Origin of the sequence: Streptomyces sp. NPDC059582, assembly GCF_042735715.1 — a bacterium.
Lineage (GTDB): Bacteria > Actinomycetota > Actinomycetes > Streptomycetales > Streptomycetaceae > Streptomyces.
In genome coordinates this window covers 30,070-56,610 of the sequence record NZ_JBHWCC010000040.1, presented here as the reverse complement: position 1 = coordinate 56,610, position 26,541 = coordinate 30,070, and the positions used below count along the sequence as shown (strand labels likewise).

Here is a 26,541-nt window from a genome sequence, read left to right as displayed (position 1 = left end):
GAGCGGATTCACGGGGGTGGTGCCTGTCGCGCGGGGGGTCCTGGCCACCCTCCGCTCCGAAGGGCCGCCGCGTGCCGGTGTGCGGGACGGAGCCCGGCCCGGTCGGCGCCGCGGCGGGACGGCCGGTGACCACGTGGTGGGGCTGGGCTCTGCCGCATCCCCGTAGCAGAGCCGTGGGGCGACACTGTAGGCGTCCGGCGAGAGGCCGTACCAGGGCGCACGGGATTACCGCCCCCTGCTCCTGCCCCTGCGCCGTCCGCACCCGCTCGTGCGCCCTGCCCTGCCGCGATGACGGGCCGGGAGCGACGGCCACCGCTCCCGGCCCGGGCGTCTCAGCCGTCCCACGTCCAGTCGGCGACCTCCGGAAGGTCGGTGCCGTGTTCACGGATCCAGTCGTGGTGGCGCCGGCGCGCGTCCACCATCCGCTGGCGTACCGGTGCCCCCCGCACCGCGAGTCCCGGGACGCGGTCGATGACGTCCATGACCAGGCGGTAGCGGTCGAGGTCGTTGCGGACGACCATGTCGAACGGTGTGGTCGTGGTGCCGATCTCCTTGTATCCGCGTACGTGCAGATGCCGGTGGCCGCTGCGGCGGTAGGCGAGCCGGTGGATCAGCCACGGGTAGCCGTGGTAGGCGAACACCACGGGCCGGTCGGCGGTGAACAGGCCGTCGTACTCGAAGTCGGCCATGCCGTGGGGGTGTTCCTCGCTCGGCAGCAGCCGGGCGATGTCGACGACGTTCACCAGGCGCACCGCCAGTTCCGGCAGGTGGTGGCGCAGCAGTTGCGCGGCCGCCAGCACCTCCTGGGTGGGGACGTCGCCGGCGCAGCCGAGCACCACGTCGGGTTCGCGGGACCCGTCCTCGGTGCCTGCCCAGCCCCAGATGCCGGCGCCGCGGGCGCAGTGGTCGCGGGCCTGCTCCATCGACAGCCAGTCGAAGCAGGGCTGTTTGCCGGCCACGATCACGTTGACGTAGTCGCGGCTGCGCAGCGCGTGGTCCGCCACCGACAGCAGGGTGTTGGCGTCCGGCGGGAAGTAGACCCGCACCGCCTCCGGGCTCTTGTTGAGGATGTGGTCGACGAAACCGGGGTCCTGGTGGGAGAAGCCGTTGTGGTCCTGGCGCCACACATGCGAGGTGAGCAGGTAGTTGAGGGAGGCGATCGGCGCGCGCCAGGGCAACTGGCGGGTGACGCGCAACCACTTGATGTGCTGGTTCACCATCGAGTCGACGATGTGTGCGAACGCCTCGTAGCAGGAGAACAGGCCGTGCCGACCGGTCAGCAGATAGCCCTCCAGCCAGCCCTGACAGGTGTGTTCGGACAGGATCTCCATCACCCGGCCGTGCCGGTCGAGGTGTTCGTCGACCTGGAGGGTCTGTGCCTGCCAGGCCTTGCCGCTGGCGGCGTAGACGGCGTCGAGACGGTTGGAGGCGGTCTCGTCGGGGCCGACCAGGCGGAAGTCGCGCCGCCCGGCGGTGGCCCCCATGACGTCCCGGAGCACCTCGCCCAGGACCCGGGTGGGTTCGTGCAGGGTCAGGCCGGGCTTGTCGACGGGGACCGCGTACGTCTCCAGGGCGGGCAGGGGGAGTTCGCGCAGCAGCAGTCCGCCGTTGGCGTGCGGGGTGGCGCCGAGCCTGCGGGCGCCCTCCGGGACGCAGGCCAGGACGTCCGGGCGGGGACCGCCGTGCCCGTCGAACAGCTCCTCGGGGCGGTAGGAACGCAGCCACTCCTCCAGTTGCCGCAGGTGCTCCGGGTTGTCCCGGACGGCGGCGAGCGGGACCTGGTGGGCGCGCCAGGTGCCCTCCACCGGCAGTCCGTCGACCTTCGCCGGGCCGGTCCAGCCCTTCGGCGTGCGCAGCACGATGACCGGCCAGCGGGGCCGCTCGGTGGCGTGGTCCTCACGTGCGGCGCGCTGGATCGCGGCGATGCGGTCCAGCGCGCAGTCCATGGCCTGGGCCATCGCCCGGTGGACGCCGGCCGGGTCGTCGCCGGTGACGTGGATCGGGTCGTGGCCGTAGCCCCGCAGAAGGGCGTCGAGCTCGGCTTCGGGGATGCGGGCGAGCACCGTCGGGTTGGCGATCTTGTAGCCGTTGAGGTGGAGGACCGGCAGGACGGCGCCGTCGCTGCGGGGGTCGAGGAACTTGTTGGAGTGCCAGGAGGCGGCCAGCGGTCCGGTCTCCGCCTCGCCGTCGCCGATGACGCAGGTGACGAGCAGGTCGGGGTTGTCGAGCGCGGCTCCGTAGGCGTGCGACAGGGCGTAGCCGAGTTCGCCGCCCTCGTGGATGGAGCCGGGGGTCTCGGGCGCCACGTGACTGGGTACGCCGCCGGGGAACGAGAACTGCTTGAACAGACGCGCCATGCCGGCCGCGTCCCGTGTGATGTCCGGGTACGTCTCGGAGTACGAGCCCTCCAGCCAGGAGTTGGCGACCACCGCGGGCCCGCCGTGGCCGGGTCCCCAGACGCACAGGGCGTTCAGGTCACGGGCCCGGATCACACGGTTGAGGTGGGTGTAGACCAGGTTCAGGCCGGGCGAGGTGCCCCAGTGGCCGAGCAGCCGCGGCTTGATGTGCTCCGGGCGCAGTGGCTCGGTCAGCAGGGGGTTGGCCATGAGGTAGATCTGGCCGACGGCCAGATAGTTCGCGGCGCGCCAGTGGGCGTCCAGCGTCCTGACCTCGTCGTCGGAGAGCGGGACGGACGCCTGCTGCGTGTCGACGGACATCGCGGGTTCCCTTCCGGAAGGGTGTTCGGCCGGAGCTGCCGGTCCGCTTCCCACCCTTCCCCGTCCGCCGGAGCCCCGCCCGACCCGACCGACCCATACGGCCGAACCGACTCGTCCGGACGGGGGCCGAATGACGGAGGCGCACTACGCCCTCGGCCGGGGGCACTCGGACGCGTACGGCACTCGGACGGGTACGGCACTCCGACCGCGTACGGCACTCCGACCGCGTACGGCGCTCGGGCCGCCCGGGCCACCGCGGCCGTCATGGCGACGCACGCCGTGCCGCCCGGACCGCTCCGGCCGCCCGAGCCGCTCCGGGCCCTGGCCCCCGGCCCCTCCGGCAAGGAGCCCCGGACGGCGCTAGGCGTCGCCGCCGCCTGGCGCCGCCACACCGTCTGGGCAGGTCACCCGGCGTGGCCATCGGGTCCGCCGCCGACGCGCGCCGCCCGGTCGGCCCTACGCCGCCGGACCACACAGGACCGCACCGCACCGGGCCGGACCCGCCAGCTCGGCCCTGCCGCGGGACCGCACCGCGCAGGGGCGGTCAGGCCCTCCCCAGGCGCTCGCACCGTCCCGGCGGCACGCTGGTCGCAGCTGTGCGGCCCGGGGCCCGACGGCGCGCGGGTGTCACCGTCGTGAGCGTACGGTGAAGAGGAGGTGCGAGCCCATGAGCGGTGAGAACGGCATCAGGAGGCGCCGCCTGTGGCGGTGGCGGAAGAGTCCGCTGCGTCGGCGTGACGACGTCGTCGAGGCGTGGGTCGTGCTGTTCATCTGGGTCGCCGTCGTGGTGGGCGGGGCGCTCACCGGGCTGGTGACGGCGCACGCCGCCGACGACGCGTTCGCCCGTCAGCGCGCCGAACGGTACTCCGTCGAAGCCGTCCTCCTCACGGATGTCGCGCCCCCCATCGCCGGGGCGGAGGGCACCCATGAACGCGTCGCGACGAAGGTCCGCTTCACGGCGGCCGACGGCTCCGTCCATACGGACCGGGCCCTGGTGGATCCCGGGCTGAAGGCCGGTACGGCGGTCGTGGTCTGGCTGAACGCCCGGGACGAGCTCAGCGTCGAGCCGCCGAGCACGGCGGCGGCGTCCTTCGAGTCGGCCGTGATCGGGACGGGCGCGGGGCTGGCCCTGGCCTCGCTGACCCTCGGCGCCGGGGCGGTCGCCCGGTGGCGGCTCGACCGGCGGCGCATCGACGAGTGGGGCAGGGAATGGGACCTCGTGGGGCCGCGGTGGGGTCACAAGACCGGCTGAGGTGCCCTCGACCGCCGGGTTCCCCTCATGTCCGGGGCTCGGTCCGGCCGAGGTCGAGCCGTCCCACGTGGGCCACGTTGGCCCGGTCCTCCGCCTCCTCGCCGGCCTCGGCCGCGAACCAGGCGTCGAGGATCTCCTTCACCAGGGGCTCGGACGTCAGCCGCAGGCTCAACGCCAGTACGTTGGCGTCGTTCCAGCGGCGCGCGCCGTCCGCCGTGTACGCGTCCACGCACAGGGCGGCCCGCACTCCCGGCACCTTGTTCGCGGCGATCGACGCGCCCGTTCCGGTCCAGCAGCAGACCACGGCCTGGTCCGCCGTCCCGGCGGCCACCTCCCCGGCCGCCGCCGCCGAGCACACCGCCCACCGGGCGTCGTCGCCGGGGCGCAGCGCGCCGTGCGTCACCACGTCGTGGCCGCGTCGGCGCAACTCGGCGACGACGGAGCGGGCCACGGGTTCGTCCATGTCCGAGGAAACGGAGATCCGCATGCCCCGGAGACTACCGCCGCGCCGAGGGTGGACGCCGGGCGGTTCCGTCCGGCAGCGTCAGTACGGGTGACCATCTCCGTCCCAAGGTCGATACTGCGAGGAAGGAGTTCCCACGAGCCCGCCGACCGCACTGGACAACCGGACCTGACTGCGCATCAACGAAGTCTCTGACCAGGGAGAACACCGGTCAGAGGGCCAGCTGCCAGCCCTATCAGGAGGTACCCGTGAAGATGCTCATCAACGTCCCGGAGACCGTGGTCGCGGACGCGCTGCGGGGCATGGCGGCCGCCCATCCGGAGCTGACCGTCGACGTGGAGAACCGCGTGATCGTACGGCGGGACGCTCCCGTGGCCGGGCAGGTCGCCCTGGTCTCCGGCGGGGGGTCCGGGCACGAGCCGCTGCACGGCGGTTTCGTGGGTCCCGGGATGCTGTCGGCGGCCTGTCCGGGTGAGGTGTTCACCTCACCGGTGCCGGACCAGATGGTGCGGGCGGCGGCGGCCGTGGACAGCGGGGCCGGGGTGCTCTTCATCGTGAAGAACTACACCGGCGACGTCCTCAACTTCGACATGGCGGCCGAACTCGCCGAGGACGAGGGCATACGGATCGCGAAAGTACTGGTCAACGACGATGTGGCGGTCACCGACAGCCTGTACACGGCCGGCCGGCGCGGGACCGGCGCCACCTTGTTCGTGGAGAAGATCGCCGGCGCGGCAGCCGCGGAGGGGCAGCCTCTGGAGCAGGTGGAGTCGCTCGCCCGGCGGGTCAACGAGAAGTCCCGCAGTTTCGGGGTGGCGCTCAGCGCGGTCACCACGCCCGCCAAGGGCAGCCCGACCTTCGACCTGCCGGCGGGCGAGCTGGAGCTCGGTATCGGCATTCACGGCGAGCCGGGCCGCGAGCGACGGGCGATGATGACGTCGGGCGAGATCGCCGACTTCGCCGTCCACGCCCTGCTGGAGGACCTGCCCACCCGCGGTCCCGTCCTCGCGCTGGTCAACGGCATGGGGGCGACGCCGCTGCTGGAGCTGTACGGCTTCAACGCCGAGGTGCACCGGGTGCTGCGGGAACGCGGTGTGTCCGTCGCCCGCACGCTGGTCGGCAACTACGTGACCTCGCTCGACATGGCGGGCGCCTCGGTGACGCTGTGCCAGGTCGACGAGGAACTGCTGAGGCTGTGGGACGCACCGGTGAACACGCCGGGTCTGCGCTGGGGCGTCTGACCCGGTGGGTGCGACGCCCGACGTACCTACCACACAAGGAGTTCCCGTGCTCGACGCCGACTTCTTCCGCCGCTGGATGACGGCGACCGCCGCCGCCGTCGACCGGGAGGCCGAGCGGCTCACCGCCCTCGACTCGCCCATCGGCGACGCCGACCACGGCAGCAATCTCCAGCGCGGGTTCACCGCGGTGACGGCCACGCTGGAGAAGGAGGCGCCACAGACCCCCGGCGCCGTCCTGACCCTCGCCGGCCGGCAGCTCATCTCCACCGTCGGCGGTGCGTCCGGCCCGCTGTACGGGACGCTGCTGCGGCGCACCGGCAAGATGCTCGGCGACGCCGCCGAGGTCGACGAGGAGCAGTTCGCGACGGCGCTGCGCACGGGCGTGGACGCCGTGATGGCGCTCGGCGGTGCCACGCCGGGCGACAAGACCATGATCGACGCCCTGGTACCGGCCGTCGACGCCCTCGGCGACGGTTTCGCCGCGGCGCGCGCCGCCGCCGAACAGGGCGCGGAGGCGACGATCCCGCTCCAGGCCCGCAAGGGCCGTGCCAGTTATCTGGGCGAGCGCAGCATCGGGCACCAGGACCCGGGGGCCACCTCGTCGGCGCTGCTGATCGCCGGACTCGCGGAGGCGAACGGTGAGTGACGAGAAGCTGGTCGGGATCGTGCTGGTGTCGCACAGCGCGCAGGTGGCCGCGTCGGTGGCCGAGCTGGCGAAGGGACTGGCGGGTGGCGGTGTCACGGTGCCCGTCGCCGCGGCGGGCGGCACCGAGGGCGGCGGGCTCGGCACGAGCGCCGAGCTGATCGCCGCCGCGGCGTCGTCCGTCGACCGGGGCGCCGGGGTCGCCGTCCTCACCGACCTCGGCAGTGCCGTGCTGACGGTGAAGGCGCTGCTCGCGGAGGGGGACGAACTGCCCGACGACACCCGTCTGGTCGACGCCCCGTTCGTCGAGGGTGCGGTGGCCGCGGTCGTGACGGCGGCCACGGGTGCCGACCTCGGCGCGGTGGAGGCGGCGGCAGCGGAGGCGTACTCCTACCGGAAGGTGTGAGGTGCGAACGCGACCGCGACGAGTGCGGCCGCGAGCAGCGAGCAGCGAGTACGGCCAAGCCGGACCGTCCGCCGCCACCGTGACCGCCGCGCGCATCGTGGCCACGAGTTCGGCGTCGGCGGCGGCGGGGGCCCGGTCGGTGCCGACCGTGCGGCGGGCGTAGTGCTCGACGGCCGCGCACAAGGCGGCGTTCAGCACGGACCGGCGTCGCCGTGGGCGCCGGGCCGGGCGCGCACGGACCGGCCGCGCTCGCCCCGCACTTCGTCGACGTCGGGCCGGCCGAGCCCGAGGAGCGGGCCGCCGCCATCGTGTTCCTCGCCTCGGACGCGGCCGCCCCACGTCAACGGCGTGGTCCTGCCCGTCGACGACGGCCGGGCCGGCGCTCTGACGGCCGCTCAGCCGCCTTGGACGAACAGCCGCGCCAGCCGCTCACCCGCGGCCACCGCCGCCGCGTGGTCCTCGATCGGCTTCACCTCGGTGTCCTTGAAGACGATGTAGGTGACGCCGGAGGGCGTGCCGCCGCTGTGCGGGTCGGGCGAGATGCCGAGCGCCTGGGCGGTGGCGTAGGACGCCTCCCCGATGATGTCGGCCGGACCCGTGTCGCCGACCACCGCGTACTGCACCCGGTCGCCGTAGACGACGGCCGCGAGCGAGCCGCCGTGCACGCCGTGGGCACGGTGGTCCCAGACGGGGCTCGCGGAGGGCACGACGATGTAGGGCAGTTCCTCGGCGCTCAGATAGCGCCCGTCGGACTGCGTGAACGCCGTACTGGCGTAGAACAGCCCGTCGGTGCCGTCGTTGCAGTACGGGCCCGGCCGCCCGTCGCAGTCGATGTCCATGTCCGCCGTCCAGTGGACGGCTGTGTCGGTGCCGCAGACGGGGACGGTGGCGGGCGCGTCCTCGTCGGTGCGGTACCGGCCGTCGGAGACCTGGGCGCAGTCACGGACCCTGGCCAGCAGGTCGGCGGCGCGGACGGAACCCTCGCCGCGCGGCGCCACCCGCTGCCGCGCGACGGCCTCGCGGGGGGCGTCGGCCGGGGGCAGCGTCGGAGCCAGCAGGGCGAGACCGGCGGCAGCCAGCGTCAGCGACCGGACACGCACGATGAAGGACCCTCTCGTGGGGGGCTTGACGAACACCCGGCCTAATCTGATGCCGGCCGGAGCGCCCGTCCACCCCGAATGGGCCGTACGGTCCAAAGAATCTGACGGTTCGACAGGGGACCCGGGGCCGGAACCTTTTCAGGCTCCGGCCGCCCGGGCACCCGCGCCGGCGCGGGATCAGCGACGACAGCGGTCCGCGCCACAGGCATGAACTCCCCGACTCACCGGGCGAGTTCAGCCATGAAGAACTTCAGCATACGTAACTCTCCCGGTGCGTCACCCAGGACGGCACTCCTGGCCGCCCTCCTGCCCGCTCGCTCGGCCGTACCGTCCGCCTCCTTCGTGACCGCCCTCTTGTCCTTCGTGACCGCCCTCTTGATGGAACGGCGACACCGGGGCCATATTGGTCCGGACCATTGCCACGGTGCCGTGCCGGGAGGCGAGTCGTGCGACGCGTACTGCCGCTCTGCGGGCTCCTGCTCGTCGCGTCCTGCGGCTGGGCGGGGGCCGAGGACGGGGAGACCGGCCGGCTCCCCGGCGCCCCGACCGGAGTCACCGCCGCCGCGGGCAGCGCGACCAGCGTGCACGTGATGTGGAACGCGGTCGCCGCGGCCGAGGGCGTCGGCGGGTACGAGGTGTACCGCGGCCCCACGAAGGTGACCGACGTTCCCGCCTCCTCGCACATGGTGGACGTCACCCGGCTGCGCCCGTCCACGACGTACGTCTTCACCGTGCGCGCCCGGGACTCCGCCGGACGGCTCGGGCCGCGCAGCCGTGAGGTGCGCGCGACGACTCCGGCGGCCGTCGCCGCCGACCGCTCGGCCCCGACCCGTCCGGGCGGCCTCGCCGGACGCGCGGCGGGCAGCCGGGCGGTCCAGCTGTCCTGGTCGGCGTCGACGGACGACCGCAAGGTGGTCTCGTACGACGTCTACCAGGGCGGTGTGAAGATCCACAGCGTCGGCGGGGGCCAGACCGCGACGGTGGTCACGGGTCTGCGGCCGGGCACCCGCTACGCCTTCACCGTCCGGGCCCGGGACGCGGCCGACAACCTCTCGCCCACCGGCGCCACGGTCCGCCTCACCACCGCGCCGGGCACCGACGACGGGCGCGACACCGCGCCGTCCTCCTTCCGCGCGACCACCCACGCGGCCGACGGGGCGTACTACCTCGACCTGTCCTGGGAGCCGCCGCGCACGGACGGCGTGGTCACGGAGTATCAGATCCAGCTCGACGGCCGGCCGGCCACCTCCCTGGTGTGGGGCGGGACCCCACCGCGCGGCCGGGCGACCTACAGCTTCTACGTGGGACGGGAGGCGGGGGCCCGCCATCGGGTACGGCTGCGGGCCAGGCTGCCGGACGGCACCTGGGGCGGCTTCTCGGCCGAAGCGACGGTGACGACAGGGGCGGGCGGCACGACTGCGCCCTGACGCGGCCCGGGGTTGCGTCAGGGGGCGGCACGACTGCGCCCTGACGCGGCCCGGGGTTGCGCCGTCCGAAGGACGCCGTCACCTGTATGGGGCGGCCGGAGTGCGGGCCGTGCCCAGGACACGTTGGCTGCACTTCAGGGGGCACGGCCTTCCCGATCCTCGGCGGCGCCAGGGATGTGCCGCCGACCGTGCCGCCGGAGGACAACCGATGCGCACTACCCACCTTCTCCTCCGCGCCGGCCTGACCGTCACCGCCGCCGCGGCGCTGCCGCTCGCCCTGGCTCCCGCGCCGGCCCTGGCCCGGGGCCCGGGCATCTCGGTGAGCACGACCGGATCGACCGTCTCGGTGACGACCAGCGCGTGCGCGCAGCTCAACGGCAACTGGGGCACCGCCTCACTGCTCACCAGCAACCAGGGGGCCTTCTCCGAGGGCCGTCAGGCGACGCTGTCCGGCACGAGCGTCAGCCAGTCCGCGGCCTGGTCGAACGTCAGCCCAGGCACGTACACGGTGGCCGTCACCTGCTCGAACACCTCCACCGCGGGAACCCAGACGGTGATCGTGTCCGGGGCCGCCGGGCCCTCCACGCCGTCCGCCCCCGCCGCGCCGACCGGCGCGCCGCCGCCCCCGACACCGCCGCCCCCGCCCGCACGGGGCGTCCTGGGCGGTCTCGGCGGTACCAGCCAGGACTTCGGCGACCTGACGATGGCGGCGGGCGGAGCCCTGGTGGGCGGCGGTGTCGTCGCCGTCGCCTGGATCCTGCGCCGGCGGTCGAGGCCGCACCGGTTCTAGGCGTGTTTCGGCAGTCCCGTCCGGCCCGCGCTCACGCTCGCGCTCACGGCCGCTCGTCGCGTTCCAGCTGCGCGAACTCGTCCAGCGCGTGCGTGAGCCAATGGGTCCAGAACGTCTCCAGGTCGATACCCGCCCGCAGCACGAGGTGCCGCAGCCGGTCCTCCGCACGGTCCCTGCCGGGCGGGAAGTCGCGCTTCTCGATCTCCTCGTACTCGGCCAACTGCCGCCGGTGCAGGTCGAGATGGCGGCGCAGGTCGGCCTCCAGGCCCGCGGTTCCCACCACGGCCGCGGCGCGCAGCCGCAGCAGCAGCGTGTCGCGGTGCGGCTTGGGGTCCTGCTCGGCGGCCGTCCAGCGGGCCAGTTCGGCGCGGCCCGCGGGCAGCACCTCGTAGGTCTTCTTCTGCCCGCGGGCCGGCTGCTCGGCCGGCAGCGCGCGGATGTACCCCTCGGTCTCCAGTCGTCCCAGCTCGCGGTAGATCTGCTGGTGCGTGGCCGACCAGAAGTAGCCGATCGACCTGTCGAACCGGCGGGTCAGATCCAGCCCGGCCGACGGCTTCTCGAGCAGGGCGGTGAGGATCGCGTGCGGGAGTGACATGGAGTCATCCTAGGGAGCGGCCGGGCCGCTCCCAGGACAGGTCCTAAAGGGCCGCCGCCAGCTCCGTGCCCTGTTTGACGGCACGCTTGGCGTCGAGCTCGGCGGCCACGTCCGCGCCGCCGATGAGGTGCACTTCGCGCCCGGCGGCGAGCAGTTCCTCGTACAGGCCGCGGCGCGGTTCCTGACCGGTGCACAGCACGATCGTGTCGACGTCCAGGACGGTGCTCTCGCCGCCGACGGTGATGTGCAGTCCGGCGTCGTCGATCCGGTCGTAGGTCACGCCCGGGACCATGGTGACGCCCCGGTGCTTCAGCTCGGTGCGGTGGATCCAGCCGGTGGTCTTGCCGAGGCCGGCGCCGACCTTGCTGGTCTTGCGCTGGAGCAGGTGGACGGTGCGCGGCGGAGCGGGCCGCTCCGGAGCGGCCAGGCCGCCGGGCGAGCTGTAGTCCATGTCGACACCCCACTGGCGGAAGTAGGTCGCCGGGTCCTCGCTCGTCTTGTCGCCGCCGTCGGTGAGGTACTCGGCGACGTCGAAGCCGATGCCGCCCGCGCCGAGGATCGCGACGCGGTCGCCGACGGGGGCGTTGTCGCGCAGCACGTCCAGGTAGCCCACGACGCTGGGGTGGTCGACGCCGGGGATGTCCGGGGTGCGCGGGGTGACGCCGGTGGCGACGACCACCTCGTCGTGGTCGGCGAGGTCCTCGACGCCGACCCAGCTGCCGAGCCGTACGTCCACGCCGTGCGCGTCGAGCTGGTGGCGGAAGTAGCGCAGCGTCTCGTCGAACTCCTGCTTGCCGGGGACCCGGCGGGCCACGTTGAGCTGGCCGCCGATCTCGCTCGCCGCGTCGAACAGGGTGACCGCGTGGCCGCGTTCGGCCGCGCTCACCGCGCAGGCGAGGCCGGCCGGTCCTGCGCCGACGACGGCGACGCGCTTGCGCAGCCGGGTCGGCGAGAGGATGAGCTCGGTCTCGTGGCATGCGCGCGGGTTGACCAGGCAGGAGGTGATCTGCCCGCTGAAGGTGTGGTCGAGGCAGGCCTGGTTGCAGCCGATGCAGGTGTTGATGGCCTCGGGACGCCCGGCCGCGGCCTTGGCGACGAAGTCCGGGTCGGCGAGCATCGGGCGGGCCATCGAGACCATGTCGGCGCAGCCGTCGGCGAGCAACTGCTCGGCGAGTTCCGGGGTGTTGATGCGGTTCGTCGTCACGAGCGGGACGGAGACCGCGCCCATCAGCTTTTTCGTGACCCAGGTGTACGCGCCGCGCGGCACGGAGGTCGCGATGGTGGGGATGCGGGCCTCGTGCCAGCCGATGCCGGTGTTGATGAGGGTCGCCCCGGCGGCCTCGACGGCCCTGGCGAGGGTGATCACCTCGTCGAGCGAGGAGCCGCCGGGCACCAGGTCCAGCATGGACAGCCGGTAGATGACGATGAAGTCCTCGCCGACCGCCTCGCGCACCCGGCGCACGATCTCCACCGGGAAGCGCATGCGGTTCTCATACGAGCCGCCCCAGCGGTCGGTGCGGTGGTTGGTCTGCGCGGCGATGAACTCGTTGATGAGGTAACCCTCGGAGCCCATGATCTCGACGCCGTCGTAGCCGGCCTGCCGGGCGAGGCGGGCGGCGCGGGCGTAGTCGTCGATCGTCCGCTCGACCTCGGCGTCGGTGAGCTCGCGGGGCGGGAAGGGGCTGATGGGCGCCTGCGCGGGGCTCGGCGCGACCAGGTCGGGGTGGTAGGCGTACCGGCCGAAGTGCAGGATCTGCATCGCGATCCGGCCGCCCTCGCGGTGCACGGCCTCGGTGATCTCGCGGTGCTGCTCGGCCTCGGCGTCGGTGGTGAGCTTCGCGCCGCCCTCGTACGGACGTCCCTCGTCGTTGGGCGCGATGCCGCCGGTGACGATCAGGCCCACTCCCCCGCGGGCCCGGGCGGCGTAGAACTCCGCCATGCGCTCGAAGCCGCGCTCGGCCTCCTCCAGGCCGACGTGCATGGAGCCCATCAGGACGCGGTTGGGCAGTGTGGTGAAGCCCAGGTCGAGCGGGCTCAGCAGGTGGGGGTAACGGCTCATCGAGGCCTCCGTGGGCGGTGTCGTCACCTCCTGTTGTAGAGGACTGGCCGCCGTTTATGCAACTAGTTGCAAAAACAATCGGGACCGTTGTCGCGCACGTCACGTGACAGGGAGTACGCGGGAAGGCCCGGGGCGAGGCACGCGACCACGAGGGCAGGGCGCGGCGCAGCCGGGCGGCCCGGACCGGAGCGTGCGGCTCACGGGGCTGTCCGCGGTCCACGCTCCGGTCCACGGCGGGCCGTGCTCGGCCCGCCCCGCCCGGCGGTCGGGCGCCTACATGCTCTCCAGCCTGAGGTGCAGTTCCCGCTCCTGGTCGCCCGAAGCCCCGCTCAGGTTCTGCACGGCGAAGAGCGAGTCGACGGTCGTACGGAACCGGTCGATCGCCCAGTAGCCGCCCTGCACGTCGGCCGTGACGTGCCCGGCGAGCCGGGCCGGGTGGTCGCAGGTGCGCGTGTCGGCCACGTCGAACGTGCCGAGCCACACCATGGGCCGTGTCTCGTGGAGCTGTGTCGGTACGTCCTCGGCGCACCGGTCGGACTCGAAGCACGCGCACAGCGTGTCGAACACGATCCGGGCGTCCTCCTTGCTGCAATCGCTGATCGCGACGGAGACGGATTCCGAGTGCGGTCCACCTTCAGTGTCCATCGTGATCGCTCCTCTCGTCACCGGGGTGTGGTGCCGCGGGTTCCCCGTGACACGGCACCCCATCCCAAGAAAAGCACCACCTGCGCGGACAGACCACCGGCGACGCCCGGCCGCGACGCGGTGACGGCCCGGTCCCGGCCCGGTCCCGCCCCGGCCGCGACCCGAGCCCGGTCCGGCCTCCGCCCGTCGGCCCGGGCGGAGACCGGGCCGCCCGTCGGCTAACCGCGCGTGAAGCGGTACGTCTTGCTGTCGGTCAGCACGCAGAAGCCCGGGGACACGACGATCACGCGCAGCGTGCCGGTGCGGCGGTCGTAGTCGATGCCCTCCGCCTCGAACGTGCCCGAGCACGAGCTGCGCAACGGCAGCTGCCGCAGCGCGGTGACATGGCCCGAGACGTCGGACGTGCCGTTCGGCTCGGCGGACAGGTCGATCTGGAGCAGCGGCTTGGTCACGCCGAACAGGGTGCCCGCCGGGTCGTCGGAGGAGCACAGCAGCTGGGTGGGGCCGGAGAAGTCGCAGCCCTGGACGTCGCGCACGGCGTGGTCCAGGTTGACGGTGGAGGCCTGCGGGAGGTTCGCGGAGGGCGAGGTGGCCGGGTTGACGCCCGGGGTGGGGAAGACCAGCAGCCGGCTCATGGTGCCGTACTCCCCCGACAGCATCCACTGGCCGCCCTGCGAGATCGCGGCCCACGAGTTGTTCAGCGCCTCGCCGGCGCTGAGCGTGTGCACGTACTCCGACCAGCCGCCGCCCGGCGCCTGCACCCGGAACATCTTCGTGTTGCCCGAGTCGCGCTGGTAGGGCTCGACGTAGTAGCCGCCGTAGGAGGCGTCGGGGTCGCCGACGTGGTTCCAGCCGCGGCTGGAGACACCTACGGGGATCGTGCCGATGCCCGTGTAGTGGTTGGGGCTTCCGGCGGGGACCTCCACCGAGGCCAGGCCCTGGCTCTCGGTGAGCGGGTCGGCGCGGTCGGAGCCGACCTCCGTCCAGGTGTCGGCCGCCGCGGCGGGCGGCGCGGCGGACAGCGTGACGACGGTGGCGGTGGCGAGAGCGATCAGACCCGTCAGGGCGGCCTGACAACGTTGCCGGGCGGGACGCGGGCGCAGGGGCATCGGACGGCTCCTCCGTGGGGGGCGGGACGCGTTCGGCGGACAGTCTGGCGCGACGTCATGGTCATGTACAGACCAACCCGAGGAACGGTTGGCGTCCCGTACCGGAACGACCTCTGTCCGTTCGGCGACGCACCGTGCACGGCCGGGCACCCCCCGAGGTATCCGTGTCGAGAGATGGTGCAGGAGCACGCGGGTGGCGTACGAGAAGGGTTGAGCGCGATAGAACAAGGGGAGTCGGCATGGGGCGACGGCGTGCCGCGTGGACGGTCGGAGGCGGTGCGTGGGATGAGTGCAGCCGGATCACCGGTGACCCGGGACGGCGAACCGGTAGGTGGGCCGGAGCAGCCGAGCGGGCTGCTCGACGTGCTCAACGTGGCCTCGGTCGTGCTGGACACCGAGGGGCGCATCGCGCTGTGGAGCCCTCAGGCCGAAGAGCTGTTCGGCTACCCGGCGCACGAGGCGCTGGGCCGGTTCGCGGCCCACATCATGGTGCACGAGGAACACGTCGAACTGGTCGTCAAACTGTTCGCCGACGTCATGGCCACCGGCGAGGGCTGGGCCGGTGCCTTCCCGATCCGCCGCAAGGACGGCAGCACCCGGCTGGTGGAGTTCCGCAACATGCGGCTGCTGGACGAGCGGGGCGACGTCTACGCCCTGGGCCTGGCGACCGACCAGTCGACGGTGCGCCGGCTGGAACGCGACGTGGCGCTGTCGTCCCGGATGGTGGAGCAGTCCCCGGCCGGGCTGGCCGTCCTCGACACCGACCTGCGGTTCGTGTCGGTCAACCCGGCGCTGGAGCGGATGGACGGCATCCCCGCCACGGAGCACCTCGGGCGGTCGGTGCACGAGGTGCTGCCGCTGCAGGACGCCGACGTCCTGGTCACGGAGGCACGCCAGGTGCTGCGGAGCGGTCTGCCGGTCATCGACCGGCGCATCGTGGGCCGCACCCCGGCCGATCCGGACACGGACCACGCCTGGGCGGTCTCCCTGTACCGGCTGGAGGACGCCCGCGGCACCGTGCTGGGGGTGGCCGCCTCGACGATCGACATCACCGAGCAGTACCGGGCACAGATCGAGGCGGAGGCGGCCAGGCGGCGCCTGGCCGTCATCGCCGACGCCTCGGCCCGGATCGGCACCACGCTGGAACTGGAGCGCACGGCCTGCGAACTGGCCGACGTGGCGGTGCCCGAGCTCGCCGACAGCGCGGCCGTGGATCTGCTGGAGGCGGTGGTGGAGGGCCGCAACAGCGGCCTGGGCCCCGCCGAGGCGGCGATCATCCGGGCGCTGGCCGTGCGGACCGACGACGCCCCCGAGGTGCTGCGGGCGGCGGACCCGACCGGTCAAGTGGCCCGCTACGGACCCGACCGGCTCATCACGGAGTGCGTGCGCACCGGCGACCCGGTCATGGTGGCGCAGGTCAAGGACGAGGACCTGGCGCGGATCGCCCGCTCCCCCGAGATGGCGGAGCTGCTGGGCCGGGCGGGGGTCCACTCGTATCTGGCCGTACCGCTGATCGCGCGGGGCGAGGTGCTCGGCGCCCTCGACCTCAAACGCTTCCGCAATCCGCTGCCCTTCGACGAGGACGACCTGCTGCTCGCCCGGGAGCTGGCCGCCCGGGCGGCCGTGCAGATCGACAACGCCCGCTGGTACCAGAACGCCCGCGACACCGCGCTCATGCTCCAGCGGAGCCTGCTGCCCAGTCATCCGTCCGTCACCGGGGGCCTGGAGGTCGCCTCGCGCTACCAGCCCGCGGGCGCCACCACCGAGGTCGGCGGCGACTGGTTCGACGTCATCCCGCTGGGGGACGACAAGACGGCGCTCGTCGTGGGCGACGTGATGGGCAGCGGCATCAACGCCGCCGCCACGATGGGCCGGCTGCGCACCGCGACGAACACCCTGGCCTCGCTCGACCTCGACCCCGCGGTGCTCCTGCAGCACCTGGACCGGATCACGGCCGGCCTCGACCACTCCATCGCGACCTGCGTCTACGCCGTCCACGACCCCCGGCGGCGGCAGTGCCTGATCGCCAACGCGGGGCACCTGCCCCCGGCCAGGCTGCGCCCCGGGCATCCTCCGGAGCTGCTCGACCTGCCCACGGGCGTACCGCTGGGCGTGGGCGGCGTCGAGTTCACCACCGTCACCGTCGGCTTCGACCCCGGCGACCAGCTCGTCCTGTACACCGACGGGCTCGTGGAGACGCGCCGGCACTCGATCGACGAACGCCTGGACACGTTGCTCACCCTCCTCGACGACGCCTCGCGCCCGTTGGAGAACCTCTGCGACCACCTGCTGCGCACGCTGCACCACCCCGACAACCACGACGACGTGGCGATCCTCGTCGCACGGGCCCGCCAGGACCCCGCGCCGCCCGCCGCGTGACGACCCACGCGCTCTCGGTACACGCACCGTCGCCTCGGACGCCGCCGTCCGCGGTGACGACTCGGGCTCCGGGGCGGCCGCGCCCGAGAAGGCGAGGCGGCCTTCCCGGTCGGCTCCCGCTCCGGCTCCGGCACCCTGACCGCGACCCACGTACCGTCCGGCGGCTTCGACGTCAGGGGGCCGGGCGACCGGCCCGGTGCCCCCCGGGGCACGGCCCGGACGACCGCCGCGAAGACCACGCGCCCTCGCCCGCCCCGTCGTCCGGGACGCGGCGACCCGACCCGCTCCGGCGCCGGGCCGGGTCGCGGGCCCTACCCGCCCCTGACCCCGATCACCACGTGCGCGTACAGCTCCTCGGACTCCGCCAGGGAGGCGGTCAGACCGGCGCGGCTGAAGGCCTCGACGGCCGCCGGCGCCTGACGCTCGCTGGTCTCCACGAACAGACAGCCGCCGGGGGCGAGCCAGTCGGGGGCCGCGTCGGCGACGCGGCGCAGCAGGTCGAGTCCGTCGGCGCCGCCGTCGAGGGCGGTCAACGGTTCGTGGTCGCGCGCCTCGGCCGGCAGCAGCGGGACCTCGTCGGTGGGGACGTACGGCACGTTGGCGGCGAGCACGTCCACACGGCCGCGCAGGGTGTCCGGGAGCGCCTCGAAGAGGTCGCCCGCGTGGACGTGACCATCGATGTTGCGGCGGGCGCAGCGCACGGCGACCGGGTCGATGTCGGCCGCGTGCAGTTCCACCGGGCCCAGTGCGGCGGCCAGGGCCGCGCCGACCGCGCCGGAGCCGCAGCACAGGTCCACGACGACAGCGGCCCGCGGGACCCGGGCGAGGGCCTGGGTGACGAGGAACTCGGTACGGCGGCGGGGCACGAAGACGCCGGGTTCCACGGCGATGCGCAGCCCGTGGAACCCGGCCCAGCCGAGGACGTGTTCGAGGGGCAGGCCCGCGACGCGGCGGTCCACCATGGTGGTGAGCTCGTCCGGCGTGCGGGCGGTGGCGAGGATCAACTCCGCCTCGTCCTCGGCGAAGACGCACCCGGCGGCGCGCAGCGCGGCGACGACCGGGGAGCGGGAAGCGGACAACGAGGGAGTGGGTGAGGGCATGGGGCCGAGAGCCTTTCGGAAGCCGAAGGGCGCTCTCGCGGTCACCCGCAGTCGGTGGACCACGCCGTCGCGACGAGGTGAGAGCACCCGATCTGACCAGCGGTAATGGGTCCCACCTCCTCGATCTTCCGGGCTGGGGCAGTCCACAGCCGGACCGCCACCTTACCCCAACGGGCAGGCTGCCACCGTCCCTTCGGGCCGCCGGTCGGCGGCCTCGCCCCACCCACGAGTTGTACTATGCAACCAGGAGGACGAGGGAGTTCCGGTGACAGCGACCGAGGCCGTGGAGAGCATCCATCGGGAGATGACGGTCTTCGCCCGCCGGGCCCGCGCCTCGGCGGGCCGGATACACCCCGAACTGTCGCTGGTCTCGTACACGCTGCTCGGCCACCTGGAGGAGCGGGACGGCTGCCGGGCCACCGACCTGGCCGCGCACTACGCCCTCGACAAGTCCACCGTCAGCCGCCAGGTCGCCGCGCTGGAGCGGGCCGGTCTGATCGAGCGCCGGGTCGACCCGCAGGACCACCGCGTCCAGGTCCTGCATCTGACGGACGCCGGCCGCGGCATCCTCCTCCAGGTCACGCAGAGCCGCCGGGCCGCCTTCCGGGAACGGCTCGCGCAATGGCCGGAGCAGGATCTGGAGCGGTTCGCCGGGTATCTCGAGCGCTACAACGCCTGGCCGGCCTCGCTCCCCACGGACGACTGAGGGCGCCGGACCGGACCGTCACTCCGCCGCCACGGACGGCCGGCCGCACCCCTGCGTCACTCCGTCACGGCGAGGGCGGAGGGGTACAGCCGGGTGCGACCGGCCGCGACCCCTCGCTACGACACCGCCACCGTCCGGCCCTCCGTCAGCCGCTCCGGCGCCCGCGCCGCCATGAAGGCCGTCCTGAGCCGCAGACGGAAGCCCAGGGACTCGTACAGCCGGATGGCGCCCGTGTTGCCGGCGCCGGTGTGCAGGAACGGGGTCTCGCCGCGGGCGCGGATGCCATGGGCGACGGCCCTGATCAGACGGGTGGCCAGGCCCTGGCCGCGGACGGACGGGTCGGTGCAGACCGCGCTGATCTCGGTCCAGCCGGGCGGGTGCAGCCGCTCCCCCGCCATGGCGACGAGGGCGCCGTCCCGCCGGATGCCCAGATAGGTGCCGAGTTCGACGGTGCGGGCCTGGAAGGGGCCGGGCTGCGTGCGGGCGACCAGGTCGAGCATCTCGGGCACGTCGGCGGGGCCGAGACGGACCGCCTCCGGATCCGGCGCGGTGGTCATGCCCTCGTCCACCAGCTGGACGCCGGCCACGTGGAAGGTGATCTCCCAGTCGGGCGGGACCTGCCCGCGGAAGCCGAGCAGCGGGACCTCGGCCCCGGGGCCGGCGAGCGCGGCGAGGTCCGCCCAGTCGTCGGCGTCCGGCTCGTCGGGCAGGGCCTGCCAGGGCGAGACGTCGACGGGATAGCGCAGCACCCGGCCGCGCCGCTCGGCGAATCGGGCGTGCGGGCCGGTGAGGGAGGCGAGGGCGGGGTTGTCGAGGACGTGCCGCTGCCTCGGCTCGGGGATGGCCAGGGGGATGTCCTGGGGAGTGCTCATACGGCGACCTCGATCACGACCTTGCCACGGGCGTGGCCCTCCTCGACGGCACGCAGCGCCTCGCCCGCCCGCTCCAGCGGGAACGTGCGGGTGACGTGCGGGTCGAGGGAGCCCTCGACCACGAGATCCGCCACCGCCGCCAGGACGGCCGCGGTGCGCGCCCGCTCGACGCGGGCGCCGCCCAGACGCACGACCTCCTGCTCCGGCGCCCCGGCGGTGATCAGCCGGGTGCGGTCGGTCAGCAGGGTCGCCGCGTCGGCGAGCACCCGGCCGCCGACGAGGTCGTAGACGCCGTCGACGCCGTCCGGGGCGGCGGCGCGGGCCCGCTCGGTCCAGTCCGGTCCGGAGGGCACGTGGACGGCGCCGATCGACTCGACGAAGTCCTTCTTGGCCGCGCTCGCGACCCCGACGACGCGCAGTCCGAGGGCGCCGGCGATCTGCACGACGGCCGAGCCGACCCCGCCGCCCGCACCGGTGACCAGGAGGGTCGCCCCGGCGGGCAGGCCGAGCTGGCGGACCCCGTCGTAGGCGGTCGCGGCGGCCACCGGCAGGGTGGCGGCGTCGGTGTGGGACAGGCCGGCGGGCTTGTGCGCGGTCACCTCGGCGGGCAGCAGCGCGTACTGGGCGTAGCCGCCGGCCGCCGTGTTGCCGAAGACCTCGTCACCGACGGAGAAGCCGGTCACGCCCTCGCCGGTCTCCTCGACGACTCCGGAGACCTCGTTGCCCAGGACGACGGGGAACTCCCGCTCCCCGCTCTCGCCGGGCCGCCGGAAGCCCGTGCGCTGCTTCCAGTCGACGGGGTTCACCCCCGCCGCGCGGACCGCGACGAGGACCTGGCCGGGGCCGGGACGGGGCCGGTCCACCTCGGCCTGCTCCTGCGTCTCCGGGCCGCCGTACCGGGTGAAGACGTACGCCTTCGGCATCTGCTCCCACTCTCCTTCGCTGTCGCCGTGCCACGGCTCGTGCGGTTCGATCCGATGGACGGCACGCCTCGTGCAAGAGAGATCGACGGTCGGCTATTCCCGGGCGCGGGAGAGTTCATACCGCCTTCACGATCGCGGGCGGAACACCGCCAGGGCCTGCCTGACGTGCGCGTACGGCGGCTGCGGCGCGGACGGCCGGTGTCGGCAGCGGGCCGCCCGAGCGCGCCGGGGCCCGCACGTTCGGCGCCCGGACCACCTCCGTGCGCACGCGGTCGGCGGGCGGCCCGTCCGCCGCGATGCGCGCGGCTCGCGATCGATGTCCTTCGAACGGGGTACGAAACTCATGTGGCTCTCGCACGTGGTGCGGGGGGAGTGACACACCGGCCTCCGGTACCGCTCCCTCCGGCCCCTCGGCTCCGGTGACGGGGAGGAGGTCGGTCGACATGCGGACCCGGACACGGCTTCGGCGCCTGCGGCGCAGTGCGCTGCGGCGCAGGTCGGACGTCATCGAGGTGTGGACGGCGCTGCTCGTCACCGTCCTGCTGTTGGTGGGCGCGCCCCTCGGCGGGGCGTTCGCCGGCTGGTGGGCGCACGACGAGGCGCGGTCACTCGCCGCGGCCGAGCGGGCGGAACGCCATCGGGTGCGGGCCGAGGTGACCGGCCGGACGCCCGACACACTGCCCTACATGGAGGCGGCGACCTCACAGCACACGTATCGCGTCGCCGTGCGCTGGACGGAGCCGGACGGCCGCGTGCGGACGGTCACGGCACGGGTGCCGGCCGGGGTGCACCGCGGTGACCGGGTCGACGTGTGGCTGGACCCGCGGGGCCGGAGCGTCGCCCCGCCGTCGACCCGGACGGCGGTCTGGCAGCACACGTTCTGCGCGGGGGCCTGTGGCACGGCCGCCGCCGTCGCCCTGGTGCTCCTGGGGCAGGGGACGGTCCGCCGAGTGGCCCTGCGGCACCGGATGGCCGAGTGGGAGCGGGACTGGGCCCGGACCGAGCCGGAGTGGACGCGCCGCCACCGCGCGTGACCCCTCCGGGGCCCGGCACCGCGCATGACCTCACCAGCACCCTGCGACCCGCGTGACCTCACCAGACCTCACCAGCACCCGGAACCGCACGTGACCTCTCCAGCACCCCTCGGCGCGCGTCCCCCTCCCCCGTCCCCCTCACCCCTCCCGCTCCTCGCCACCGCACACGAGCTCTCCCGCGCCGGCCACACGCGCGACGCCCCCGTGCCATCGGGAGCACCTGCCCCCTCCCATGCCGTGACCTCTCCGGCGGCCGGCGATTGAACCGTTTCACAGCGCCCTGGCGCACGCTTCGCCGCGACACGTACGGTGTGTCGTCGCACGCTCCGTTCTCACCGAAGGCGGTCCTCGATGGCATTGTTCGACCTTCCCCTCGACGAGCTCCGTGAGTACCGCAGCGAGTCCGCCGAGCCGGAGGACTTCGACGTGTTCTGGTCGAAGACGCTCCAGGAGGCACGTGGACACGACCTGGACGCCCGCTTCGAGCCGGTCGACACGGGCCTGGCCACGGTGCGGGTCTACGACGTGACGTTCGCCGGGTTCGGCGGTCACCCGGTGAAGGGCTGGCTGACGCTGCCCGCCGGGGCCGAGGAGCCGCTGCCGCTGGTGGTGGAGTTCGTCGGGTACGGCGGCGGACGCGGCCTGCCGCACGAGCACCTGCTGTGGGCGTCGACGGGCCGCGCCCACTTCGTCATGGACACCCGCGGCCAGGGCAGCGCCTGGGGCGGCGGTGGCGGCACCGCCGACCCGGTGGGCGGTGCGCCCGCGTACCCCGGTTTCATGACCCGTGGCATCGACGCGCCCGAGAACTACTACTACCGCCGGGTGTTCACCGACGCCGTGCGGGCCGTCGAGGCCGCCCGGTCGCACCCGCTGACCGACGCGTCCCGGACGGTGGCGCTCGGCGCCAGTCAGGGCGGCGGCATCACCATCGCCGTGGGCGGCCTGGTCCCGGACCTGGCCGCGGTCGCCCCGGACGTGCCGTTCCTGTGCGACTACCCGCGCGCGGCGACCCTGACGGACCGTCACCCCTACCGGGAGATCGGGCTCTTCCTCAAGACGCACCGTGGCCGCGGCACGGACGCCCTGCGCACCCTCTCCTACTTCGACGGGGTGCACTTCGCGGCCCGCGGCCGGGCCCCCGCACTCTTCTCGGCGGCCCTGGAGGACCAGACCTGCCCGCCCTCGACGGTCTTCGCGGCCTTCAACGCCTGGGCGCCCGACGACAAGGCGATCGAGGTGTACGACTTCAACGACCACGAGGGCGGCGGCCCGTACCAGGAGGCGACCAAGCTGCGCTGGCTGCGGTCGTACGCCTGAGGGATCTTGAGACGCGCCGGGCGGAGGGAGCCCCTTCCCCCGTCGGGCGAAGGGCTGCATCCGCACCGGCCTCCCCGTCGGCCGTTCCCCCGGTCTTCCCTCCAGTCCGACCAGTCGGTACGTTCTTGGAGCCCGGGTCGCCGCGTCGCGGCCCGGGGTTCCGGCGGACGACGGAGGACGCATGCCCGAGCTGCACGAGCCACAGGTCCACGGCCACTGCGACGCGCGATTCGCGCCGGTGCGCACGGCGTTCGAGGAGAACTTCCGGGAGCGGGGCGAACTGGGCGCCGCGGTCACCGTCACGGTCGACGGCGTGACCGTGGCCGATCTGTGGGGCGGCTGGGCCGACGCGGCGCGCACCCGGCCGTGGGAGCGGGACACGCTGGTCAACGTGTGGTCGACGTCCAAGGGCCCGGTGGCGCTGTGCGCGCACATCCTCGCCGACCGCGGGCTGCTGGACCCGGACGCGCCGGTGGCCACGTACTGGCCCGAGTTCGCGGCCGCGGGCAAGGACAAGGTTCTCGTACGGCATCTGCTGTCGCACCGCGCGGGCCTGTCCGGCCTGCGGGAGCCGCACACGCTCGAGGACCTCTACGACTGGGAACTGACGACCCGTCGGCTCGCGGCGACCGAGCCGTGGTGGGAGCCGGGGACACGGTCCGGGTATCACGCGCTGACGTACGGCTTCCTGGTCGGCGAGGTGGTGCGGCGGGTCTCGGGGCTGCGGCCGGGCGCGTTCCTGGAGCGAGAGGTGACCGGGCCGCTCGGGATCGACTTCACCATCGGACTGCCCGAGAAGGAGGCCGGACGGGCGGCCGAGCTGGTGCACCCGCCGGCCGCCGCGAGCAGTGAACAGGCCGCCGTCTTCGCCCAGTTGGCGCCCGCGGCGCTCGCCGCACTGACCAACCCGGCGGCGGGGGCGGCCGAGGCCAACACACCCGAGTGGCGGGCCGCCGAGATCCCCGCCGCGAACGGCCACGGCACGGCCCGTGCCGTGGCCGCGCTGTACGGGATCCTGGCCGGCCGGAGCTCCCACGCCGGAGACCGGGTCCTCTCCCCCGAGGCCGCCGAGCGGGTGCGCGAAGGCCAGGGCAGTTGCCGCGACCTGGTCCTCGGGGCCGGCTTCGCCCAGGAGACGGAGATCGGGCTGGGTCTGTGGCTCAGCGGCCCGAACGGATCGTACGGACCCAACCCGAGGGCTTTCGGCCACGACGGCTTCGGCGGCTCCTGCGGTCTGGCCGACCCGGAGGCCGGGCTGTCGCTCGGCTACGTGATGAACCGGATGGGGCCTCATATCGCCGACGACCCGAGGAAAATGGCGCTGCTCGACGCCGTGTACAGCGTGGTGTGACGGGCGGTCCGTGCGGGCCGGTTTCGGCCGAACTGGCGGGCCCACCTTCCCTGGTGGTTTAGACCAATGCTTAGATCTGGTCGCGCAATGAGCCCGCACGGCTACGTCTTGTCACCGACAGGAGGCGCGGCATGGCCCGCACCACCCCCCACGACCACGGCCACGATCACGGACACGACCCCGACCATGACCACGACCACGACCACTCGCAGACCGACGACCGGCCCCTCTACTGGCGCATCGCCACGGAGCTGCTGGGCGAGCTGCGCGACGGGACCGTCCCGCCCGGCGAGCGCCTGCCGGGCGAGCGGCGGCTCGCCGAGCACTTCGGGGTCAGCCGGGAGACCGTGCGACAGGCGCTGGAGGTGCTGCGGCACGACGGCCTGGTCGCCACCGACCGGCGCGGCAGCCACGCCACCCTGCCGGGTCACGCCCTGGAGGACCCGGCCTCGCTCGCCTTCCCGGTCGGCGCCCGGGCCGCGGACCCCGGCGCCGTGGACCGGGCGAGCGTCACCTGGGAGCCTCCCTCGCCGGAGCACGCCGAGGCACTGGGCCTCGCCCCCCATCGGCCGACCCTCGTGCACCGCTACGAGTCGGCCGGCGCCGACGGAGGCGGCCGGCGCACGGCGGTGACGTCGTTCTCCGCCGTGGCGCTGTCCGAGGTCGAGGAACTCGCCCGCTACCGCGACCGCGCCGACGGCACCGCGGCGGCCCAACTGCGCCGGGCCTACGACTGGATGCGCAGGGCGGGCCTGACCCTGCACCACCGCGACTCCATCACCCGGCTGGACGGCGCGCCCTCGATGCGGGTGACCCGACGCGTCCACGACCAGTACGCCCGCCCCCTGGAGATCACCGACCTGGTCGTGGACGCCCGGCAGGACGCGCTGGTCTACGAGTTCACCCTGCCCGCGGCCGGCTGACGGTCGGCCGGGCAGGGCCCCGCGCCACTCCTGCGGTGTCACGCCGTACGCCTCCTTGCATCGGGGCGTGAAGCGCCTGGGATCGGCGAACCGCCAGGCTCACCCGATCGAGGCGACGGTACGGCTGCGTCCCGCGGGGGTGGCCGGGGTGGCGCGGGTGGCCGCCCGCTCGCCTTCGACCGGTTCGGCCACGGCTCAGGAAAGGGGACTTCCCCCGGTACGCCGTACCGCCGGACCGCCGACGCGGCTCGGCGGCCGCGGGTGCGGCCGCTCGGCCGTGACCAGCCGCACGCGCGGGCTTCCGTCGCGCCGTCGCCCGAACTCGGGCAGCGCGCGATGACCCACCCGCATCCCGGCCCGCTCCAACTCCCGCCGTGCGTCGGCGAGCCGGAAGGCGCGGTAGTACATGACGAACGGCGGCCGCCACACGGCGTTGCGCACCCGCATGCCCGCGTCGAATCCCCACAGCATCCAGAACGCCGGGGACGACGGGCGGGGCGGGGCGACCACCGGGAACACGAAGCGGCCGCCGGGCCGCAGCACGGAGCGGACCTGGGCGAACAGGCCCGGCAGCTCCCGGGGCAGGAAGTGACCGAAGGCCCCGAGGCTCACCACGAGATCGAAGGCGGGGCCGAACGGGAGGGCCCGTGCGTCGGCCCGGACCCAGGAGACCCGCACCCCGGGGTCCGCCGTACGCGCGCGGGCCTCGGCGAGCATGCCCGCGCTGAAGTCGACGCCGGTGGCGCTCCTGCGGCACACCCGGGCCAGGACGTCCATCCCGGCGCCCGTGCCGCAGCACAGGTCCAGTCCGTCGTCGACGGGCCCGTCCGCCTCGAGCGCGGAGGCCATCGCGTCGAGCACGGAGTCCGGTGTACGGAACGGGGTGTGGTCGAACTTCGGCGCGAGCAGGTCGTAGCCGTGTTCGACGGAGGACAGCGCCTGGACGGCGAGTTCGCGCAGGGTGGGACCTTCGGGGCTGAACATCATGGCCAGCCTAGACGAACCGGTTCATGGACACGCTCGACCGTGGGTGATTACCCTGACCACCTCTACTCAACTAATTGACTATGAGGTGATCCGATGCGCGCGTTCCGCGAGGCCGTCGAGACGGGCGATCTCGACGCCGTGGAGGCGTTGCTGGCCGAGGACGTGGTCTTCACCAGCCCCGTCGTGTTCAAGCCGTACCCGGGCAAGGCGATCACCGCGGCGATCCTGCGCGCTGTCAGCCAGGTCTTCGAGGACTTCCGCTACGAGCGCGAACTCACCGGGGCCGACGGCCGCGACCACGCGCTGGTCTTCGCCGCGCGGGTGGGCGAACGTGAACTCACCGGCTGCGACTTCATCCACCTGGACGACAACGGCCTGATCGACGAACTGACGGTCATGGTCCGCCCGTTGTCCGGCGCCCAGGCCCTGGCGGCGGCCATGGGCGCGCGCTTCGACCAGATCGTGAAGGAGGCGGAGGCACGCTCCGCCTGAGCGGGAT

At 73.8% G+C, this 26,541-nt stretch carries 24 protein-coding genes and 1 pseudogene; 14 read left to right on the top strand and 11 right to left on the bottom strand.

Features of this window, described 5'->3' with window-relative positions:
- Positions 1–332: 332 nt before the first annotated feature.
- A complete protein-coding gene (locus ACFV0T_RS29135; RefSeq protein WP_385785309.1) occupies positions 333–2,717 on the bottom strand; it encodes a phosphoketolase in 2,385 nt (794 codons plus the stop codon).
- 667 nt (positions 2,718–3,384) lie between these two features.
- On the opposite strand from ACFV0T_RS29135, the gene ACFV0T_RS29130 reads away from it, so the two are divergent.
- On the top strand, positions 3,385–3,969 hold the full coding sequence (locus ACFV0T_RS29130) for a hypothetical protein (RefSeq protein WP_385785306.1): 585 nt from the start codon (positions 3,385–3,387) through the stop codon (positions 3,967–3,969).
- 25 nt (positions 3,970–3,994) lie between these two features.
- Here ACFV0T_RS29130 and ACFV0T_RS29125 read toward each other — a convergent pair whose 3' ends face one another.
- Positions 3,995–4,456 carry an RpiB/LacA/LacB family sugar-phosphate isomerase gene (locus ACFV0T_RS29125; protein WP_385785304.1) on the bottom strand — a complete coding sequence of 154 codons (462 nt, stop codon included), beginning with the start codon at positions 4,454–4,456 and terminating at the stop codon, positions 3,995–3,997.
- A gap of 224 nt (positions 4,457–4,680) precedes the next feature.
- On the opposite strand from ACFV0T_RS29125, the gene dhaK reads away from it, so the two are divergent.
- The 4 genes and pseudogenes from dhaK to ACFV0T_RS29105 form a co-directional block, all read left to right on the top strand.
- Positions 4,681–5,673 (top strand): dihydroxyacetone kinase subunit DhaK, encoded by a 993-nt coding sequence (dhaK, locus tag ACFV0T_RS29120; protein ID WP_385785301.1) that lies wholly within the window; start codon positions 4,681–4,683, stop codon positions 5,671–5,673.
- 46 nt (positions 5,674–5,719) lie between these two features.
- Positions 5,720–6,319 carry a dihydroxyacetone kinase subunit DhaL gene (gene dhaL / locus ACFV0T_RS29115; RefSeq protein ID WP_385785297.1) on the top strand — a complete coding sequence of 200 codons (600 nt, stop codon included), beginning with the start codon at positions 5,720–5,722 and terminating at the stop codon, positions 6,317–6,319.
- Positions 6,312–6,722: a PTS-dependent dihydroxyacetone kinase phosphotransferase subunit DhaM gene (locus tag ACFV0T_RS29110; protein ID WP_385785294.1), complete on the top strand. Its 411-nt coding sequence runs from the start codon at positions 6,312–6,314 to the stop codon at positions 6,720–6,722. Before dhaL ends, ACFV0T_RS29110 begins: the two co-directional genes overlap by 8 nt.
- A 200-nt stretch (positions 6,723–6,922) precedes the next feature.
- Positions 6,923–7,094: pseudogene (locus ACFV0T_RS29105) on the top strand (3-ketoacyl-ACP reductase); the annotation flags it as partial.
- Between the two features lie 23 nt (positions 7,095–7,117).
- Here the strand turns inward: ACFV0T_RS29105 and ACFV0T_RS29100 are convergent.
- The gene (locus ACFV0T_RS29100) at positions 7,118–7,822 is read right to left on the bottom strand and encodes a glycoside hydrolase family 75 protein (protein WP_385785291.1); all 705 of its coding nucleotides are present in this window, start codon (positions 7,820–7,822) and stop codon (positions 7,118–7,120) included.
- 446 nt (positions 7,823–8,268) lie between these two features.
- On the opposite strand from ACFV0T_RS29100, the gene ACFV0T_RS29095 reads away from it, so the two are divergent.
- Together ACFV0T_RS29095 and ACFV0T_RS29090 are read left to right on the top strand one after the other, a co-directional pair.
- Entirely contained in the window at positions 8,269–9,249 is a 981-nt protein-coding gene (locus tag ACFV0T_RS29095; protein ID WP_385785288.1) for a fibronectin type III domain-containing protein, read from the top strand.
- A 208-nt stretch (positions 9,250–9,457) separates the two neighbouring features.
- Positions 9,458–10,039, top strand: coding sequence for a hypothetical protein (locus ACFV0T_RS29090; protein ID WP_385785286.1), 582 nt, complete (start codon positions 9,458–9,460; stop codon positions 10,037–10,039).
- Positions 10,040–10,082: 43 nt separating this feature from the next.
- On the opposite strand, the gene ACFV0T_RS29085 is transcribed toward ACFV0T_RS29090, so the two are convergent.
- The 4 genes from ACFV0T_RS29085 to ACFV0T_RS29070 form a co-directional block, all read right to left on the bottom strand.
- Positions 10,083–10,634 (bottom strand): PadR family transcriptional regulator, encoded by a 552-nt coding sequence (locus ACFV0T_RS29085; protein WP_385785283.1) that lies wholly within the window; start codon positions 10,632–10,634, stop codon positions 10,083–10,085.
- 43 nt (positions 10,635–10,677) lie between these two features.
- Positions 10,678–12,693, bottom strand: coding sequence for an FAD-dependent oxidoreductase (locus tag ACFV0T_RS29080; protein WP_385785281.1), 2,016 nt, complete (start codon positions 12,691–12,693; stop codon positions 10,678–10,680).
- Positions 12,694–12,966: 273 nt separating this feature from the next.
- A complete protein-coding gene (locus ACFV0T_RS29075; protein ID WP_385785279.1) occupies positions 12,967–13,338 on the bottom strand; it encodes a hypothetical protein in 372 nt (123 codons plus the stop codon).
- A gap of 218 nt (positions 13,339–13,556) precedes the next feature.
- Positions 13,557–14,447 carry a hypothetical protein gene (locus ACFV0T_RS29070; RefSeq protein ID WP_385785276.1) on the bottom strand — a complete coding sequence of 297 codons (891 nt, stop codon included), beginning with the start codon at positions 14,445–14,447 and terminating at the stop codon, positions 13,557–13,559.
- Positions 14,448–14,732: 285 nt separating this feature from the next.
- Here ACFV0T_RS29070 and ACFV0T_RS29065 point away from each other — a divergent pair, with 285 nt between their 5' ends.
- Complete coding sequence (locus ACFV0T_RS29065) at positions 14,733–16,826, top strand: SpoIIE family protein phosphatase (protein ID WP_385785273.1); 2,094 nt, start codon at positions 14,733–14,735, stop codon at positions 16,824–16,826.
- 311 nt (positions 16,827–17,137) lie between these two features.
- Here the strand turns inward: ACFV0T_RS29065 and ACFV0T_RS29060 are convergent, their stop codons facing one another.
- Positions 17,138–17,926, bottom strand: a complete 789-nt coding sequence (locus ACFV0T_RS29060) for a putative protein N(5)-glutamine methyltransferase (protein ID WP_385785270.1) — start codon at positions 17,924–17,926, stop codon at positions 17,138–17,140.
- Positions 17,927–18,191: 265 nt separating this feature from the next.
- Between ACFV0T_RS29060 and ACFV0T_RS29055 the strand changes: the two genes are divergently transcribed.
- Positions 18,192–18,632: a MarR family winged helix-turn-helix transcriptional regulator gene (locus tag ACFV0T_RS29055; protein ID WP_385785267.1), complete on the top strand. Its 441-nt coding sequence runs from the start codon at positions 18,192–18,194 to the stop codon at positions 18,630–18,632.
- A gap of 116 nt (positions 18,633–18,748) precedes the next feature.
- Here ACFV0T_RS29055 and ACFV0T_RS29050 read toward each other — a convergent pair whose 3' ends face one another.
- Together ACFV0T_RS29050 and ACFV0T_RS29045 are read right to left on the bottom strand one after the other, a co-directional pair.
- Complete coding sequence (locus ACFV0T_RS29050) at positions 18,749–19,504, bottom strand: GNAT family N-acetyltransferase (RefSeq protein WP_385785264.1); 756 nt, start codon at positions 19,502–19,504, stop codon at positions 18,749–18,751.
- Entirely contained in the window at positions 19,501–20,427 is a 927-nt protein-coding gene (locus ACFV0T_RS29045; protein WP_385785261.1) for a zinc-binding alcohol dehydrogenase family protein, read from the bottom strand. The genes ACFV0T_RS29050 and ACFV0T_RS29045 overlap by 4 nt, the downstream gene beginning before the upstream one ends.
- A 443-nt stretch (positions 20,428–20,870) precedes the next feature.
- Between ACFV0T_RS29045 and ACFV0T_RS29040 the strand changes: the two genes are divergently transcribed.
- From ACFV0T_RS29040 to ACFV0T_RS29025, 4 genes are all read left to right on the top strand, one after another.
- Positions 20,871–21,461, top strand: coding sequence for a hypothetical protein (locus ACFV0T_RS29040; protein WP_385785258.1), 591 nt, complete (start codon positions 20,871–20,873; stop codon positions 21,459–21,461).
- 351 nt (positions 21,462–21,812) lie between these two features.
- A complete protein-coding gene (locus ACFV0T_RS29035; protein ID WP_385785255.1) occupies positions 21,813–22,781 on the top strand; it encodes an acetylxylan esterase in 969 nt (322 codons plus the stop codon).
- Positions 22,782–22,962: 181 nt separating this feature from the next.
- The gene (locus ACFV0T_RS29030; RefSeq protein WP_385785252.1) at positions 22,963–24,132 is read left to right on the top strand and encodes a serine hydrolase domain-containing protein; all 1,170 of its coding nucleotides are present in this window, start codon (positions 22,963–22,965) and stop codon (positions 24,130–24,132) included.
- Between the two features lie 131 nt (positions 24,133–24,263).
- Positions 24,264–25,055 carry a GntR family transcriptional regulator gene (locus ACFV0T_RS29025; RefSeq protein WP_385785249.1) on the top strand — a complete coding sequence of 264 codons (792 nt, stop codon included), beginning with the start codon at positions 24,264–24,266 and terminating at the stop codon, positions 25,053–25,055.
- Positions 25,056–25,250: 195 nt separating this feature from the next.
- Here the strand turns inward: ACFV0T_RS29025 and ACFV0T_RS29020 are convergent, their stop codons facing one another.
- Positions 25,251–26,039: a class I SAM-dependent methyltransferase gene (locus ACFV0T_RS29020; protein WP_385785246.1), complete on the bottom strand. Its 789-nt coding sequence runs from the start codon at positions 26,037–26,039 to the stop codon at positions 25,251–25,253.
- Between the two features lie 96 nt (positions 26,040–26,135).
- Between ACFV0T_RS29020 and ACFV0T_RS29015 the strand changes: the two genes are divergently transcribed.
- The gene (locus ACFV0T_RS29015) at positions 26,136–26,534 is read left to right on the top strand and encodes a nuclear transport factor 2 family protein (protein WP_385785243.1); all 399 of its coding nucleotides are present in this window, start codon (positions 26,136–26,138) and stop codon (positions 26,532–26,534) included.
- Positions 26,535–26,541: the final 7 nt, after the last annotated feature.

Excerpts from the sequence above, each read along its gene's own strand:
- ACFV0T_RS29135 (WP_385785309.1), bottom strand. The coding sequence starts at position 2,717 with ATGTCCGTCGACACGCAGCAGGCGTCCGTCCCGCTCTCCGACGACGAG.
- ACFV0T_RS29130 (WP_385785306.1), top strand. The coding sequence starts at position 3,385 with ATGAGCGGTGAGAACGGCATCAGGAGGCGCCGCCTGTGGCGGTGGCGG.
- ACFV0T_RS29125 (WP_385785304.1), bottom strand. The coding sequence starts at position 4,456 with ATGCGGATCTCCGTTTCCTCGGACATGGACGAACCCGTGGCCCGCTCC.
- ACFV0T_RS29090 (WP_385785286.1), top strand. The coding sequence starts at position 9,458 with ATGCGCACTACCCACCTTCTCCTCCGCGCCGGCCTGACCGTCACCGCC.
- ACFV0T_RS29085 (WP_385785283.1), bottom strand. The coding sequence starts at position 10,634 with ATGTCACTCCCGCACGCGATCCTCACCGCCCTGCTCGAGAAGCCGTCG.
- ACFV0T_RS29080 (WP_385785281.1), bottom strand. The coding sequence starts at position 12,693 with ATGAGCCGTTACCCCCACCTGCTGAGCCCGCTCGACCTGGGCTTCACC.
- ACFV0T_RS29075 (WP_385785279.1), bottom strand. The coding sequence starts at position 13,338 with ATGGACACTGAAGGTGGACCGCACTCGGAATCCGTCTCCGTCGCGATC.
- ACFV0T_RS29070 (WP_385785276.1), bottom strand. The coding sequence starts at position 14,447 with ATGCCCCTGCGCCCGCGTCCCGCCCGGCAACGTTGTCAGGCCGCCCTG.
- ACFV0T_RS29065 (WP_385785273.1), top strand. The coding sequence starts at position 14,733 with ATGAGTGCAGCCGGATCACCGGTGACCCGGGACGGCGAACCGGTAGGT.
- ACFV0T_RS29060 (WP_385785270.1), bottom strand. The coding sequence starts at position 17,926 with ATGCCCTCACCCACTCCCTCGTTGTCCGCTTCCCGCTCCCCGGTCGTC.
- ACFV0T_RS29050 (WP_385785264.1), bottom strand. The coding sequence starts at position 19,504 with ATGAGCACTCCCCAGGACATCCCCCTGGCCATCCCCGAGCCGAGGCAG.
- ACFV0T_RS29045 (WP_385785261.1), bottom strand. The coding sequence starts at position 20,427 with ATGCCGAAGGCGTACGTCTTCACCCGGTACGGCGGCCCGGAGACGCAG.
- ACFV0T_RS29040 (WP_385785258.1), top strand. The coding sequence starts at position 20,871 with ATGCGGACCCGGACACGGCTTCGGCGCCTGCGGCGCAGTGCGCTGCGG.
- ACFV0T_RS29035 (WP_385785255.1), top strand. The coding sequence starts at position 21,813 with ATGGCATTGTTCGACCTTCCCCTCGACGAGCTCCGTGAGTACCGCAGC.
- ACFV0T_RS29030 (WP_385785252.1), top strand. The coding sequence starts at position 22,963 with ATGCCCGAGCTGCACGAGCCACAGGTCCACGGCCACTGCGACGCGCGA.
- ACFV0T_RS29025 (WP_385785249.1), top strand. The coding sequence starts at position 24,264 with ATGGCCCGCACCACCCCCCACGACCACGGCCACGATCACGGACACGAC.
- ACFV0T_RS29020 (WP_385785246.1), bottom strand. The coding sequence starts at position 26,039 with ATGTTCAGCCCCGAAGGTCCCACCCTGCGCGAACTCGCCGTCCAGGCG.
- ACFV0T_RS29015 (WP_385785243.1), top strand. The coding sequence starts at position 26,136 with ATGCGCGCGTTCCGCGAGGCCGTCGAGACGGGCGATCTCGACGCCGTG.